Here is a 17,029-nt window from a genome sequence, read left to right on the forward strand (position 1 = left end):
TGACACGCTATGTTGTATAAGTTTCCACTGACCTCCGGCAATGTCACCCGCTTTTTTGTGGTTTTCAATCTGGTGCTCCTGCTGGCGCTGGGCTTTATGGTGCATAACTCGGTCAATGCCTGGCTGACCGCCAAACGCTATGCCATGGACGATCTGGCACGTGACGTGCAGAAGCGTATCGATGCCTATCGCTTTGCCACCTGGCAGATCTATGAAAATCTCTCCACCAGTGCGGCAGGTGCAACACCCGGCAGTAACCTGCAGGAGACGCGACTGCGTCCTGATGTCTATTACCTGGAAAAAACCCGGCGTAAAACGGAAGCGCTGATTTTCGGCTCACATGACAGCAGTACGCTGGACATGACCATGCGGATGTCGAACTATCTCGACACGCTGTGGGGTGCGGAAAATCCCACCTGGTCGATGTACTTTTTAAATGGTCAGGACAATAGCCTGATTATGATCTCGACCCTGCCGCTGAAAGATATGGCGACGCGTTATAAAGAGAGCGCCATCAGTTCAATGGTTGATGGACGTCGTGCTGAGATGTTACAGCAGGCGAATGCGCTGGATGAGCGTGAGAGTTTCTCACCGCTGCGCCACCTCGCTTTCCAGAACGATCACTATTTCACGCTGCGTACCACCTTCAACCAGCCAGGCCATCTGGCCACGGTGGTCGCCTTTGATCTGCCGGTTAACGATATTGTTCCGCAGAACATGCCGCTGGAAAACTTCCAGCTGCGTCAGGACAGCACAATGCCTGCCAGCAGCAGTGAACAGCAGGAGGTGGAAAATACCCGCATTTCACTGGTTAATCCCAATGTCGAGATTACGGCTACCCTGCCCAGCACCTCGCTGCAGCTGGTCTATCAGGTGCCGGTTAGCCGTCTGATTATCGACACGCTGCACAATCTGCTGTGGCCACTGCTGATTAATCTGCTGCTGTTCCTGCTCTCACTGGCGGGTATCGTGCTGCTGCGCCAGCAGTCGCTGCGTCCCAGCGAGAACCAGAGCGCGGAACTCGATTCGCTGCGGGTATTGAATGAAGAGATTGTGGCCAGTCTGCCGGTCGGTCTGCTGGTGTATGACTTTGCCAGCAACCGTACTCTGCTGAGCAATAAGATTGCTGAACATCTTTTGCCTCACCTCAATCTGCAGAAGATCATTAACATGTCCGACCAGCATCAGGGCGTGTTGCAGGCCACCATCAATAACGAAGTATATGAGATTCGCCACGCCCGCAGCGTGCTGTCGCCGCATACGCAGCTGTTTATGATGCGTGACCAGGATCGCGAGCTGCTGGTGAATAAGAAGCTACAAAAAGCGCAACAGGTGCTGGATCGCAACCATCAGATGCGACAGCAACTGCTGCACAATCTGGGCCATGCGCTGAATCAGCCACTGGAGAAGATGGTGACGCAGCTGGTTCAGCTCAGTCAGCGTGATGCCGATGAGACCGTGCTGGACCTGCTCGATGAGAGTCAGGGGCTAGCGCGGCTGGTGGATGATATCGTGCTGCTGAACCGGCTTGAGGCGCACGACTGGTCACCCGATGCGACCGTCTTTAACCTGCAGGAACTGCTGGATGAGATCGCGCTGGAAAGCCTGCCGCTGATGCGCCGCAAAGGGCTGTCGCTGGTGGTGAATAATCACCTGGCTAATGATGAGACGCGATTTGGCGACCGTCGCGCCCTGCGCAAAGTGCTGATCACGCTGATGCACTATGCCCTGACCACCACCCGCTGGGGTAAAATTACCCTGGAAGTTAAGGCTGCGGACAAGCAGGCCGATAGATTGATTATCGAACTGGTAGATACCGGTGCGGGCCTGACGGTGGATGAACTGGCTAATGTCGACTTCCCGTTCCTGGGCGATACCAGTCAGGATCGCTACGGACAGGCTTCTGGCATGGCGTTCTTCCTCTGTAAGCAGCTCTGCAAGCAGATGGGCGGCAGCCTCGATATCGTGGCAAAAGCGGATATCGGCACGCGCTACAACATGCAGTTGCCGCTGGTGCTGGAGCAGAAGCGCGAAGAAGAAGAGGAAAAAATTCTGGATGGCGTTACCGCGCTGGTGGAGATCACCGTGGAGGACGTGCATAAAATTGTCTGCCGCCATCTGGAAAACTGGGGAGCGCGTTGTCTGACACCGGACGAACGCATTTCCGGTCAGGATCACGATGTGCTGGTGACCGACGATCCCTCGAAGCTTAGCGGCTGGGCACTGCTGCTGGCGGAAGATGAACTGGGGCACCATGCACTGAACGACCAGCAGTATCGGGTCAATTTCAATCTCAGTAATGCGCTGCTGGATGCATTGCTGGCACTGATAGAGAAGCAACTGTCACATGATGTGATGGATAACGACATGGAAGACGACGCGGCCACGCCATTGATGAGCGGCGGCTATTTCCAGCTGTTTACGGAGACAGTACCGGTTGATGTGAAGAGACTGTATACTGAGTCGGCGGAAAAGGACTACGCCTCGCTTGCTCAGACAGCGCATCGCCTAAAGGGCGTGTTTGCCATGCTCAATCTGACTCCCGGCAAACAGCTTTGTGAAGAGTTAGAACACCACATTAAAGCGTGTGACGATTCAAACATTACAAATACCACCAGTGATATTGACGCTTACGTCAATCAACTGCTGCAGCAAGGTAACCAATAAGATGAATAACTTAAACGTAATTATTGCCGATGACCATCCAATTGTCCTTTTCGGTATCCGAAAGTCTCTGGAACAAATTGAATGGGTCAACGTTGTAGGTGAGTTCGAAGACTCAACAGCACTGATCAATAATCTGTCCAAGCTTGACGCCAACGTCCTGATCACCGACCTCTCTATGCCAGGTGAGAAGTATGGCGATGGTATTACGCTGATTAAATATATTAAGCGCCACTATCCGGATCTCTCGATTATTGTTCTGACCATGAACAATAACCCGGCGATTCTGAGTTCCGTGCTTGATCTCGATATCGAAGGGATTGTCCTGAAACAGGGCGCGCCTACCGATTTACCAAAAGCGCTGGCTGCACTGCAGAAAGGCAAGAAATATACGCCGGAAAGCGTTGCGAAACTGCTGGAGAAGATCAGCGCGGGTGGTTATGGCGACAAGCGCCTGTCACCGAAAGAGAGCGAAGTGCTCCGTCTGTTTGCAGAAGGTTTCCTGGTGACTGAAATCGCCAAGAAGCTGAACCGCAGTATCAAAACCATCAGTAGCCAGAAGAAATCAGCGATGATGAAACTGGGCGTGGATAATGATATCGCACTGCTCAACTACCTGTCGTCTGTCAGCCAGAGTCAGGTCGAAAGAGACTAAGTTACTTCTGAGGCGGTGCAGCCTGCACCGCCTCGCCTCTGCCCTCTCCTGCCCTATCCCCTCCGCGTTTTACGCACCCGCTCAGCATAGATTGCCAGCGTCACTTTCAGCACATCTAACGTCACCGGTTTCGACAGGCAGTTATCCATGCCCGCATCCATACAACGCTGCTTTTCTTCTGCCAGTGCATTCGCCGTCACGCCAACGACCGGGAAGAGATGACCCAGCTGACGCAGTCGCTGCGTCAGGCGATATCCATCCATGTTCGGCATGTTCACGTCCGTGAGCACAATGTCGATCTCATTACGACTCAGTACGTTAAGCGCATCAACGCCATCCTGCGCAGTTTTCACCTGATAGCCCAGCGTGCCGAGCTGTTCTGACAGCAGCATACGGTTAATCGGATGGTCATCGACAATCAACACCATAATGTCATCGTTATGCACTTTCTCTTCTACCGGCGCGGCCAGCAACAGCGCATCTGCGGCGTCGTGGCCCAGTGCGATCCGATAGATGCGCGCCAGCAGTGCCGGAACCTCGTGCAGCGTGGCGGTAGAGTGGATCCAGCGGCCGGGCTGACGTTCACGCGGCATATCCACATGCGATCCATCAAAAGTGACCAGCGCGCGCAGCGGGACATCTATCTCCAGTTCGTAATCGGTCATCACCACATCGTCATGGCCAGGCTTACCGTTATATTCCGCGACCTGAATACCCTGCTGCTGAATCTGACGCGTGATAAATTCCGCGAGATACTCATTACGCATCGCCAGCCAGATTCTCTTATCCTGTAAATCTTCCAGCAGCATCAGTGACGGCTTCTGGCCTTTGTAGATCGGAATGCGCACGATAAACTGGCTGCCCATACCTGGCTCTGAATCGACCTCAATGTCGCCGTCCATCATATTGATCAGCTTTTCACAGATCGCCAGCCCCAGCCCCGTTCCCTGGAAATTGCGCTGCACCCCATTTCCTACCTGGAAGAAGGGATCAAACAGGCGTGGCAGTTCTTTCGCCGGAATGCCGACGCCAGTATCACGGACGCGGAATGCCAGATAACCCTGCGCAACGTAAGCGTGGAGGATAATACAGCCCGTGTGCGTGAATTTAATCGCGTTATTCAGCAGGTTCGAGATCACCTGCTGCAGGCGGAGCGGATCACCGTCAAGAACCTGCGGAACGTCATGTTCGATAAAGCAGTAGAGCGTAAGCCGCTTTTTCACCACCAGCGACAGATAGTTGCCGACGATGTGGGTCACGATTTCACGTGGAGCAAACGGACGCGGCTCAATTTTCAGCTGCTCTGATTCGATTTTTGAGAAGTCGAGAATATCGCTGATGATTTTCAGCAGCAGGCTGGAAGAGTTGTTCATCGCCGTCACCAGCGAGTCGATACCGCTGGGCAGCTCTTTGGTCTGCAGCAGATCGAGATTACCGATAATGCCATACAGCGGCGTGCGCAGTTCGTGACTGACCGTGGCAAGGAACATCGATTTTGACTGGCTCGCCTGCTCTGCCGCGTGGGCCATCTCCTGCAGAGATTGCTCCATCCGCACACGCGCCGAGACATCCACCAGCACGCAAATCGCCACATTTTCATTACGATAGCGCGAATGCACAAAGCTGATTTGCAGGTTGGTATTGCTGCCGGTGAGTACATCGACAAAGTTGACCTGCTGCCCGCCAATAATCTCATTCAATCGCAGGCGATCTTCCTGCGTCAGCAACGTCAGATAATTGTGCGCCAGCTCGTTACTCAGAATATTGGTGCCGTCGCTGGTGCGCAAAATACAGATCCCGACCGGTGCAGAGGCGACAATCTTACGGTTAAACTGCTCATGTTCTTCCAGCCGGTGCGCATTCTCCTCCGCCGGCAGGAACATCCGGCGCTCAAACAGCCAGGCGAGGGTAAACAGAATAACTCCGCTGAAAATATTGAGCAGCAGCGCATTAATGATCATCAGCTTGAGCTGATCCACCATCACATCGGTAGATATCGACCACACCACGTTAAGATCGGAGGGCGGCAGCGGCTTTTTCAGGACCAGCTGACGATAACCATTCAGGTATCCGAACCAGGTTTTATCATCGGGCAGACTGTCGAGCGAGAAGCCCAGCCCGCCGCGCCGCGAATTTAGCAGTGGACGATAATTTTCATCGGTTATGGAGGCGATAACCGGCAGGCTACCCGGCTGAATAAACTCATCCAGCCGGATATTCTGTTCGACGCCCAGCAGCGCCTGTAACTTATTAGCAACGTAGACGGGCACCACCATAAAGAAGGTTCCGACGCCTGGCTGAGCACTACTGTTAATCCAGTACATCGGATTGCGGCGATCCTCTTCGCTGCTATTGCGATAGCGCAGCACATTCTCACGCAGCGATTTCAGGCTGCGTTCCCGGTCAGCATTGCTGCTGCCAATCGTGAAGTCGGCCAGACACTGGCTCTCGCCACCGATAAAGAACACCCGATTCAGCTCATACGATGAGGCGAAGTTACTTTTCCAGTAATTGATGTAGTAACTGAGTGAATCGAGCGAGTTGCGCCAGGTATTGCTCATCGAGGTACAGTCGCCATCCGAAAACAGCGGCGTAAACTGGGGCTGGGATGTTTTGCCTGGCATCATGCCAGTCAGCACATCCAGACCGCTGCTGGCATTGGTTAAGCGGTTCTCGGTGATATATTTTAACTCACGCATCATGTCCGCCGAATGGCGCACATACCACTGTATCGTGCCGTAGTTACTGGCAAACTCCTGCCGAACCTGCGTCTCTTTATTGTGCAGCACGCTGATAATGTAAAACGCAGTAAGTACGGCGCCCAGCGTCCAGATTAGCAGCGCCAGCGCGCGGAAAAGATAGCGCGAGATGCGAAGCGTAGTGCGGAAAGAGACAGGATATTTCAAAGGTGACTCGCAGTTGGCAAGGTTAGTCGCATCATTGATTTTTAATGCCCATACACTAGCTTTATCGGGCGTAAAAAGCCAGCCAGCCGCAGGCTTAGCGGGCGGTTTGGGAATCTTTTAAGACAGCCAAAGCAACATCTGCATCTGCTCAAAGCGGTTCCACCATTCCAATAAGAAAGGCCTGCCTCTACACCTCAAACACCACGCCCATCCCCTCAAAGCGACATCCAAATCCCAACAAGAAAGGCCTGCTGTGCCCGAAGAGCAAAGCGTCCACGCCAGGGATGGCGTGGCCGATCCGCACGGATGCGGGAATCCTTTGCGATCGGGCACAGCAGGCCTTTCGGCGGCTCCCGACTCACAGCCATCAGCCGCCAGCCACCAGCCACCAGCCACCAGTCACCAGTCACCAGCCAGCCACTTTCCCGACCCGCCTCTCACACCTGAAACAACACGCTCATCCCCTCAAAGCGACACCCAAATCCCAACCAGACACATAAAAAAACGGCAGGCCGGGTTTCCCCTGACCTGCCGTTTCTGCAACGACCCTCAGCTCATGCCAGACAAATTACTCTTCGTCTTCAGCCGCGTCGTCTTCGTCTTCTGCATCCGCTTCCGGCGCAATCTCTTCATCGTCGAGCTCTGCTTCCGGCGCGATATCTTCCTCGCCTTCCGCCACGCTACCGTCGATTGAATCCAGCTCTTCTTCTTCAACCGGCTCGGCAACACGCTGCAGACCCACGACGTTCTCATCCTCTGCGGTACGAATCAGAATCACACCCTGGGTATTACGCCCCACGACGCTGACTTCTGAAACGCGGGTACGCACCAGCGTACCGGCATCGGTGATCATCATAATCTGATCGCCATCAACGACCTGAACGGCGCCAATCACCGGACCATTACGTTCGGTCACTTTGATTGAAATAACACCCTGAGTCGCACGCGACTTGGTCGGGTATTCGCTGTTGGCAGTACGCTTGCCGTAACCATTCTGCGTCACGGTCATAATTGCACCCTCTTCACGCGGCACAATCAATGACACAACGCGATCGCCTTCAGCCAGCCTGATGCCGCGTACGCCAGAGGCGGTACGACCCATCGCGCGGACTGCGGTTTCTGCAAAGCGCACCACTTTACCGGCCGCTGAGAACAGCATCGCTTCATCATTACCGTTGGTCAGCGCCACACCGATCAGCTCATCGTCGTCACGCAGATTCACGGCAATAATGCCCGCGCTGCGTGGGCGGCTGAACTCTTTCAGGGCGGTCTTCTTCACGGTACCGAGCGCGGTCGCCATAAAGATATTAAAGCCTTCGGTATACTCACGTACCGGCAGAATCGCCGTAATACGTTCGTTGGCTTCCAGCGGCAGCAGGTTGACGATTGGACGTCCACGTGCGCCACGGCTTGCTTCCGGCAACTGATAAACCTTCATCCAGTAGAGACGGCCACGGCTTGAGAAGCAAAGAATCGTGTCATGCGTATTGGCGACCAGCAGACGATCAATGAAGTCCTCTTCTTTGATACGTGCGGCTGACTTGCCCTTACCACCACGACGCTGCGCTTCATAGTCGGTCAGCGGCTGATACTTCACATAGCCCTGATGCGACAATGTCACCACAACATCTTCCTGATTGATCAGGTCTTCGATATTAATGTCAGCCGTGTTGGCGGTAATCTCTGTGCGACGCTCATCACCAAACTGATCACGCATCAGCTCCAGCTCTTCGCGGATCACTTCCATCAGACGGTCTGCGTTTGACAGAATGCGCAGCAACTCAGCGATCTGCTCCAGCAGTGATTTATACTCATCCAGCAGCTTCTCGTGCTCAAGGCCGGTCAGTTTCTGCAGACGCAGATCCAGAATCGCCTGAGCCTGCTGCTCGGTCAGATAGTATTGACCATCACGGATACCGTACTGTGGATCCAGCCACTCCGGACGGGCGGCGTCATCACCAGCACGTTCCAGCATCGCTGACACGTTACCGAGATCCCACGCCTGCGCAATCAGACCCGCTTTCGCTTCTGCCGGGTTTGGTGCACGACGAATCAGCTCGATAATAGGATCGATATTCGCCAGCGCAATCGCCAGACCTTCCAGGATATGCGCACGATCGCGCGCTTTACGCAGTTCAAAGATAGTACGACGCGTTACGACTTCACGACGATGGCGAACAAAGGCGTCCAGAATTTCCTTCAGCGCCATGATCTTCGGCTGACCCTGATGCAGGGCGACCATGTTGATACCAAACGAGGTCTGCAACTGAGTCAGTGAATAGAGATTATTCAGCACGACTTCGCCGACCGCATCGCGCTTGATCTCAATCACGATACGCATGCCGTCTTTATCAGACTCATCGCGCAGTGCGCTGATGCCTTCGACACGCTTCTCTTTCACCAGCTCCGCAATCTTCTCAATCAGGCGTGCCTTGTTAACCTGATACGGCAGCTCATGAATGATGATGGTCTCGCGGCCCGTTTTAGCATCAGCTTCCACTTCGCCACGCGCACGAATATAAATTTTACCGCGTCCGGTGCGGTACGCTTCTTCGATGCCACGGCGACCATTGATAATAGCGGCGGTCGGGAAATCAGGCCCCGGAATGTGCTCCATCAGCTCTTCAATGCTGATGTCTTCATTTTCAATATAAGCCAGGCAGCCGTTAATCACTTCACGCAGGTTATGCGGCGGAATGTTGGTTGCCATACCCACGGCGATACCGGAAGAGCCGTTCACCAGCAGGTTAGGAATTTTGGTCGGCAGAACTTCAGGGATCTGCTCAGTGCCGTCGTAGTTCGGTACGAAATCGACGGTCTCTTTTTCCAGGTCAGCTAGCAGGTCGTGGGCGATTTTCGACATGCGAATTTCGGTATAACGCATCGCCGCGGCAGAATCGCCGTCGATGGAACCGAAGTTGCCTTGTCCGTCCACCAGCATGTAACGCAGGGAGAAAGGCTGGGCCATACGTACAATGGTGTCGTAAACGGCGGAATCACCATGCGGGTGATATTTACCGATAACGTCACCGACGACGCGGGCAGATTTTTTATAGGGTTTGTTCCAGTCGTTACCCAGTACGCTCATCGCAAAAAGTACGCGGCGATGAACCGGCTTCAGGCCATCACGCACATCGGGTAAAGCTCGGCCAACGATGACCGACATGGCGTAACCGAGGTAAGAATTTTTTAATTCTTCTTCGATATTGACCGGTGTAATTTCTCTCGCAAGGTCGCTCATGGAGCCGCTATCCCTCTACTTAATCCCGGATTTTAAAGGTGCGAAAGTATATCACACTGCAATGCTCTGGTGAACGTTAACCACCGATTTCACCCGCTTTTCCTTGCGCCTGAAAGGTGTGCCATCCGCGGTTAAGCGTTTATACTGTGGACACATTTTGTCAGGAGTTACGATTCAATGAATGCACAACCGCAGAATCATCAGCAGAACGTCGATGCGCAGGAAATTGCCAAGTTTGAGGCCGTTGCCTCGCGCTGGTGGGATCTGGAGGGTGAATTTAAACCGTTGCACCGCATTAACCCGCTGCGCCTGGGCTATATCGCGCAGCACAGCAACGGTCTGTTCGGTAAAACCGTGCTCGACGTCGGATGCGGCGGCGGCATCTTAGCCGAAAGCATGGCGCGCGAAGGTGCCGTGGTCACGGGTCTGGACATGGGCGCGGAACCGCTGGCCGTGGCGCGCCTGCATGCTCTGGAGAGCGGCGTGACGCTGGACTACGTGCAGCAGACCGTAGAAGAGCATGCGGAGCAGCACGCCGGAAAATATGATGTGGTGACCTGCATGGAGATGCTGGAACACGTGCCGGATCCGCGCTCAGTGATTCACGCCTGTGCGAAGCTGGTCAAACCCGGCGGCGAAGTCTTTTTCTCTACGCTGAACCGCAATCCAAAAGCCTGGCTGCTGGCGATATTTGGCGCGGAATATGTGTTGCGCATGCTGCCGCGCGGCACCCACGACGTGAAGAAATTTATCCGTCCTTCCGAACTGCTGGGCTGGGTCGATGAAACGGCCCTGCGTGAACGCCACATCATTGGCCTGCACTACAACCCGGTGACCAACCGCTTCAAACTGGCTCCCGGTACTGACGTGAATTATATGGTGCATACCCACCGCGCTGTCTGAGTGATATTACCCGCCTGAAAGCAGGCGGGTAATATTGAAGTCTGACTTGCATTAACAGTTCAAATAAAACTGTCCGCGCATTAACAGTAACCATTACAGTATTCAGTTACGAATCACGCTAAATAGAGGCGCGCTTTTCATAGCCCATCCCTGCCTGATAATCTTCCCTGGCACATTAAAATAACACCTTCACCAAAACTGAATAAAACCACGTTCAGTGCATGAGAATAATTAAAATCAGGCCTTAATAGCCGATTGGCTTAAATTCATTAAACCGGATTACTGACTCAACCCTGCCCTTTAAAACTTATTGATATTAAAAATAAAAAAATAAAAATCACGTTGATAAAGCCCCAGATTTAATTATTCATCAGGTAAAGAACTTGTCCTGTCAATGCGCTCATATCGCTCTGAAGTGATGGTTTTAACACACTGTGACACGCTTCAAAAAACTTCCAGCCGCAACTCAATATACTAGAATGGTAGCATCGCCTGATACTCAGTGACATTGCTTTTTAAGCCTTAGATAAAGAGGGCTGAAGCCTGTATAGCCCGGCAATCAATCTGTAAACGTCGCTACAGTGAGCGCTATAAATGGCGATTAAGGCGAAAGCCTCCGGCCAGACAAACAGCGATTTTAATTCTGAACAGGGCAAACGGTGCTGAATAAGTTACCAGCCAGAATAATAACGGGCAGTCGTTTATGCCTGGATAAGATTAACTTCATCACTGTTAAGGATAATCATGACGCCCTTTTTATCGCTTTTTTGGGTACTGGCAGGTATCGCGATATTAGTCGTACTCAATATGAAATATAAATTCCACAACGTCTTCTCTCTGCTGATTGCGGGCATGTTTGTTGCCATCATGGTGGGCATTCCGTCAGATAAAATTGTCGGCGTAGTCCAGATGGGGATCGGCAGCATCATGGGTCACCTTGCGCTGATCATCATATTTGGCGCGATTATTGGCAAGTTCATGACCGAATCGGGTGCAAGCCAGCAGATAGCGGATACGGTCATCCGCCATTGTGGCACTCGCTTCCTCTCGACCGGGCTGATGTTTATCGGCGTCATATTCGGTATTGCGATGTTCTACGAGGTCGCCTTTCTGATTGCCATGCCGCTGGTGATGAACATAGCTAAAAAAGCGGATATCCCTTACATGAAGCTGGTCATCCCGACGGTGGCCGGCGCCACCATGGGACACAGCCTGTTTCCGCCACAGCCGGGGCCGGTTGCCCTCATCAGCGCATTTAACGCGGATATCGTTCAGGTCTATCTTTACGGCGTCGTGGTGATTATCCCTGCCCTGTTTTGCGCGGGCGTTTTACTGCCTCGTTTCCTGCCGGGAATCAGCCGTATTCCGCTTAATTCAATGATCAAACCGATAAAAGAGCTGGCACCTGAAGATCTTCCTTCTTTCAGAATCAGTATTCTGATCCCGCTGATCCCGGCAGTGCTGATGATTATGGCGTCAGTGGTCAAACCCCTGGCCGGTGATGGCGCTGAGCTGACACGCGTCTTTAAACTGCTGGGCAGCGCGGAGGTCAGCATGCTGTTCGCCACGCTGGCTGCGATGTGGTTTCTGGGGGTTAAACGGGGGATGACTTCCGAAGGCATAACAGAGCACGTCACCCACTCGATTTCGCAAATTTCCAATGTGCTGTTTGTCATCAGCGCCGGCGGTATCCTTAAACAGGTGATCATCGATTCTGATGTGGGTGACAGCATTGTCCAGCTCATGAGTCATGTGCCCTTCTCACCTTTTATCATTGCCTGGTTAATCACGGCAGTGATCCGCATTCTTACCGGCCAGGGCGCGGTAGCCGCCATTACCTCAGCGGGCATCGTGGCCCCGATGATCGAAGCCTTTCATCTTAATCCGGCGCTGATGGTGCTTGCCGTAGCTTGCGGCAGCAACACCATCACGCTGATGTATGACGGTGGCTTTTTACTGTTCAAAGAGACCTTTGGTATCTCCATGAAAGACACCTTCAAAACCTGGGGGCTGCTGGAGTTGATCAACTCGGTCGTGGGTCTGGGCATGGTCATCCTGATTAACCAGCTTATTTAGTTTTTCCGCCTCTGCCGTACAGGATTCACGTCAGAGGCAATTCACTTTACTCCCTTCCGTGCCAAAGAGAGATTGCTGCAGGAGAGCGCACACGGAGGCATTCCGTTATGTGCCAGAGAGTTACGCGTTTCTGGCGGTGAGCCATCAGAAGCAGCGGCAATGGCCTGACCCGCTCGCAGCAACCCGCTAGCGGCTTTTAGCCATTTTTCATCCCTTTTCCTGCTGAATCCTGAGGATTGAATAAGAAACACGCGCCCGATCATAATAAGAAAAAAAAGTGTGATCTGGTTGACATGATGCCAGGCCTTACAAGGCGTGGGCTAAAAAATTTCGCAAGAATTACAACCCCTCCAGCCATCATTTTTTGCTCTTGTTAAGCGGCCGTAAAATACTAAAATATGCCCCCATGTAGTTATGACTTTTCTCATCACCCCCTAGATGTAGTGTTTATCCACATATTATTCACAATGAATAGGCTGTGTATAAACCGGGATTTCTTTTAATTTTTGGATACTCACGCAAAGGTAAATACGCGACATGAACCAGAGTCTGCTCGTTACTAAACGCGATGGCCGCCAGGAGCGCATTGATCTCGACAAAATTCACCGTGTGCTGGACTGGGCAGCTGAAGGGCTGAACAACGTCTCAGTTTCACAGGTTGAGCTGCGTTCCCACATTCAGTTCTATGATGGCATCAGAACCTCTGACATTCATGAGACCATTATTAAGGCCGCAGCAGACCTCATCTCCCGCGATGCCCCTGACTATCAGTACCTGGCTGCCCGCCTGGCAATTTTCCACCTGCGCAAAAAAGCGTATGGTCAGTTTGAGCCACCGAAGCTCTATGACCAGGTCGTTAAGATGGTCGGCATGGGCAAATATGATCGTCACCTGCTGGAAGATTACAGCCAGGAAGAGTTTGCGCAGATGGACGAGTTCCTCGACCACTGGCGTGACATGAACTTCTCCTATGCCGCTGTGAAGCAGCTGGAAGGCAAATATCTGGTGCAGAACCGCGTTTCGGGTGAAATCTACGAAAGCGCGCAGTTCCTCTACATTCTGGTCGCCGCCTGCCTCTTCTCGGGCTACCCGCGCGACACGCGTATGGATTACATCAAGCGTTTCTATGATGCGATCTCGACGTTTAAAATCTCCCTGCCGACACCAATCATGTCTGGCGTACGCACCCCGACGCGTCAGTTCAGCTCCTGTGTGCTGATTGAGTGCGGCGACAGCCTGGACTCCATCAACGCCACCTCCAGCGCGATTGTGAAATATGTCTCTCAGCGTGCCGGCATCGGTATCAACGCCGGTCGTATCCGTGCGCTGGGCAGCCCGATTCGCGGCGGTGAAGCGTTCCATACCGGCTGTATCCCGTTCTACAAGCATTTCCAGACCGCAGTGAAATCCTGTTCTCAGGGCGGCGTTCGTGGCGGCGCAGCCACGCTGTTCTACCCGATGTGGCATCTGGAAATCGAAAGCCTGCTGGTGCTGAAGAACAACCGTGGTGTTGAAGGTAACCGCGTGCGTCACATGGACTATGGCGTACAGCTCAACAAGCTGATGTATCAGCGCCTGCTGAAAGGCGAAGATATCACTCTGTTCAGTCCGTCTGACGTGCCTGGCCTGTATGACGCATTCTTTGCCGATCAGGATGAGTTTGAACGCCTCTACACCAAATATGAGCAGGATCAGAGCATCCGTAAGCAGCGTGTCAAAGCGGTCGATCTCTTCTCACTGATGATGCAGGAACGCGCCTCTACTGGCCGTATCTACATTCAGAACGTCGACCACTGCAACACTCACAGCCCGTTTGACCCGAGCATCGCGCCGGTTCGCCAGTCTAACCTCTGCCTGGAAATCGCCCTGCCGACCAAACCGCTGGAAGATGTGAACGACGAAAACGGTGAGATTGCCCTGTGTACGCTCTCTGCGTTCAACCTCGGCGCCATCGAAAGCCTCGACGATCTGGAAGAGCTGGCTACCCTGGCAGTACGTGCGCTTGATGCGCTGCTCGACTATCAGGATTACCCGATTCCGGCAGCCCAGCGTGGCGCGATGGGTCGTCGTACCCTGGGTATTGGCGTCATTAACTACGCCTACTATCTGGCGAAGCATGGTGTGCGCTACTCCGATGGCAGCGCCAATGGCCTGACACACAAAACCTTTGAAGCCATTCAGTATTACCTGCTGAAAGCCTCAAACGCGCTGGCGAAAGAGCAAGGTGCCTGCCCGTGGTTCAATGAAACCACCTATGCGCAGGGCATTCTGCCGATCGACACCTACAAGAAAGATCTGGACGCGATCAGTAATGAACCGCTGCATCTCGACTGGGAAAGCCTGCGTGAAGAGATTAAAACGCACGGCCTGCGCAACTCGACCCTGTCCGCGCTGATGCCGTCTGAAACCTCGTCGCAGATCTCCAATGCCACCAACGGCATTGAGCCTCCACGCGGCCACATCAGTATCAAAGCGTCGAAAGATGGCATCCTGCGTCAGGTCGTGCCGGAGTATGAGCGTCTGAAAGATCAGTATGAGCTGCTGTGGGAAATGCCGAACAACGACGGCTACCTGCAACTGGTGGGTCTGATGCAGAAATTCATCGACCAGGCGATTTCGTCCAACACCAACTACGATCCGTCGCGCTTCACCAACGGTAAAGTGCCGATGAAACAGCTGCTGAAAGATCTGCTGACGGCGTATAAGTTCGGCGTGAAAACGCTCTACTATCAAAACACCCGTGACGGTGCTGAAGATGCGCAGGATGACCTGGCACCTTCCATCCAGGATGATGGCTGCGAGAGCGGCGCCTGTAAGATCTAATGGTCAGGCGGGAGAATCTCCCGCCTCATTCATTTCACGAGGCCTGGCTTCGTCTACTTTTGGACAACTTTTATGGCTTACTCCACTTTCTCACAGAACAAAAATGATCAGCTGAAAGAGCCGATGTTTTTCGGTCAGTCCGTAAACGTGGCGCGCTTCGACCAGCAAAAATATGACATCTTTGAAAAGCTGATCGAAAAGCAGCTCTCCTTCTTCTGGCGTCCGGAAGAGGTCGACGTTTCCCGCGATCGCATCGATTACCAGGCGCTGCCGGACCACGAAAAACATATCTTTATCAGCAACCTGAAATATCAGACGCTGCTGGATTCGATTCAGGGCCGCAGCCCGAACGTCGCGCTGCTGCCGCTGATTTCGATTCCTGAACTGGAAACCTGGATTGAAACCTGGGCGTTCTCAGAGACGATTCACTCCCGTTCTTACACCCACATCATCCGTAACATCGTTAACGATCCGGCGGTGGTGTTTGACGATATCGTCACCAATGAGCAGATTCTGGCGCGTGCTCAGGATATCTCACGCTATTACGACGATCTGATTGAGATGACCAACTACTGGCATCAGCTGGGTGAAGGCACGCATCAGGTCAATGGCAAACCGGTTGTCGTCAGCCTGCGCGCCCTGAAGAAGCAGCTCTATATCTGTCTGATGAGCGTCAATGCGCTGGAAGCGATTCGTTTCTATGTCAGCTTCGCCTGTTCATTTGCGTTCGCTGAGCGCGAGCTGATGGAAGGCAATGCCAAAATCATCAAGCTGATTGCCCGCGATGAAGCGCTGCACCTGACCGGCACTCAGCACATGCTGAACCTGCTGCGCAGCGGTGAAGACGATCCGGAGATGAAAGAGATTGCGGCAGAGTGCCGTGAAGAGTGCTTCGAGCTGTTTAAGAAAGCAGCGCTGCAGGAGAAAGAGTGGGCAGAATATCTGTTCAGCGGCGGCTCAATGATCGGCCTGAACAAAGATATACTCTGCCAGTACATTGAGTACATCACCAATATCCGTATGCAGGCTGTTGGCCTTGATTTGCCGTTCCAGACGCGCTCAAACCCAATCCCATGGATTAACTCCTGGCTGGTCTCTGACAACGTTCAGGTTGCGCCGCAGGAAGTGGAAGTGAGCTCCTATCTGGTGGGTCAGATCGATTCTGAAGTGGGCGCTAACGACTTCGACGACTTCCAGCTTTAATGATGAGCCGCGACGTTGTTATTCTGCGCAGTTCCGGCACCCGGCTGGAATGCACAGACGAACATACCAATCTGCTGACGCTGCTGGAAGCCAACAATCTCTGCGTGGAGTTTCAGTGCCGCGAAGGTTACTGCGGCTCCTGCCGGATGCGGCTGCTGAAAGGCGAAGTGCATTACCCACAGCGGCCGCTGGCCTTTGTGCAGCAGGATGAGATCCTGCCCTGCTGCTGCAAAGCCAAAGGCGAGATTGAGCTTGAGTTATAACTGAGGTGGAATAAGTCTGGCTTGATTTGCTGTGAGATCGAGTCAGCTTAGGGAACACGATCAGATCGGAAAGACGCAAAAAGCGTCATCCCTGACAGCTCGGCCCGCGCGATTACGCACCTCATCCCTGAGGTGCGCCCGTAGCCGGGCCAACGCGTTGCGTTGTTCAAAAACGCTCCCGGCGTTTTTGTCCCAGGCGCGGGACGCTTTCCTCCTCTGCCCTTGTTCCCTGCGCTTTGAGCTAATTTATTGCTGCGAGAATGACGCTGTATGGGGTTAATTCGCAGTCACATAT

At 53.2% G+C, this 17,029-nt stretch carries 9 protein-coding genes; 7 read left to right on the top strand and 2 right to left on the bottom strand.

The genetic code is table 11. The features are described from left to right. The first annotated feature begins 9 nt into the window (after positions 1-9). Entirely contained in the window at positions 10-2,667 is a 2,658-nt protein-coding gene (gene rcsD, locus AC0T7J_RS05485; protein WP_473792699.1) for a phosphotransferase RcsD, read from the top strand. Between the two features lies 1 nt (position 2,668). Beyond that, on the top strand, positions 2,669-3,319 hold the full coding sequence (gene rcsB / locus AC0T7J_RS05490; RefSeq protein ID WP_003854204.1) for a response regulator transcription factor RcsB: 651 nt from the start codon (positions 2,669-2,671) through the stop codon (positions 3,317-3,319). A 53-nt stretch (positions 3,320-3,372) separates the two neighbouring features. On the opposite strand, the gene rcsC is transcribed toward rcsB, so the two are convergent. Continuing rightward, positions 3,373-6,225, bottom strand: a complete 2,853-nt coding sequence (rcsC, locus tag AC0T7J_RS05495; RefSeq protein ID WP_473792700.1) for a two-component system sensor histidine kinase RcsC — start codon at positions 6,223-6,225, stop codon at positions 3,373-3,375. Between the two features lie 568 nt (positions 6,226-6,793). Then, positions 6,794-9,466, bottom strand: coding sequence for a DNA topoisomerase (ATP-hydrolyzing) subunit A (gene gyrA, locus AC0T7J_RS05500; protein ID WP_473792701.1), 2,673 nt, complete (start codon positions 9,464-9,466; stop codon positions 6,794-6,796). Positions 9,467-9,643: 177 nt separating this feature from the next. Here gyrA and ubiG point away from each other — a divergent pair, with 177 nt between their 5' ends. The 5 genes from ubiG (at position 9,644) to yfaE (ending at position 16,734) form a co-directional block, all read left to right on the top strand. Next, positions 9,644-10,369: a bifunctional 2-polyprenyl-6-hydroxyphenol methylase/3-demethylubiquinol 3-O-methyltransferase UbiG gene (gene ubiG, locus AC0T7J_RS05505; RefSeq protein WP_182500224.1), complete on the top strand. Its 726-nt coding sequence runs from the start codon at positions 9,644-9,646 to the stop codon at positions 10,367-10,369. A gap of 744 nt (positions 10,370-11,113) precedes the next feature. Beyond that, on the top strand, positions 11,114-12,445 hold the full coding sequence (locus tag AC0T7J_RS05510; RefSeq protein ID WP_473792703.1) for a gluconate:H+ symporter: 1,332 nt from the start codon (positions 11,114-11,116) through the stop codon (positions 12,443-12,445). 537 nt (positions 12,446-12,982) lie between these two features. Continuing rightward, entirely contained in the window at positions 12,983-15,268 is a 2,286-nt protein-coding gene (gene nrdA / locus AC0T7J_RS05515; protein ID WP_473792704.1) for a class 1a ribonucleoside-diphosphate reductase subunit alpha, read from the top strand. 72 nt (positions 15,269-15,340) lie between these two features. Beyond that, positions 15,341-16,471 carry a class Ia ribonucleoside-diphosphate reductase subunit beta gene (gene nrdB, locus AC0T7J_RS05520; RefSeq protein ID WP_010258096.1) on the top strand — a complete coding sequence of 377 codons (1,131 nt, stop codon included), beginning with the start codon at positions 15,341-15,343 and terminating at the stop codon, positions 16,469-16,471. 2 nt (positions 16,472-16,473) lie between these two features. After that, positions 16,474-16,734, top strand: coding sequence for a class I ribonucleotide reductase maintenance protein YfaE (gene yfaE, locus AC0T7J_RS05525; protein WP_010258095.1), 261 nt, complete (start codon positions 16,474-16,476; stop codon positions 16,732-16,734). The last annotated feature ends 295 nt before the right edge of the window (positions 16,735-17,029 follow it).

This window comes from Pantoea sp. E956-1 (assembly GCF_982223955.1).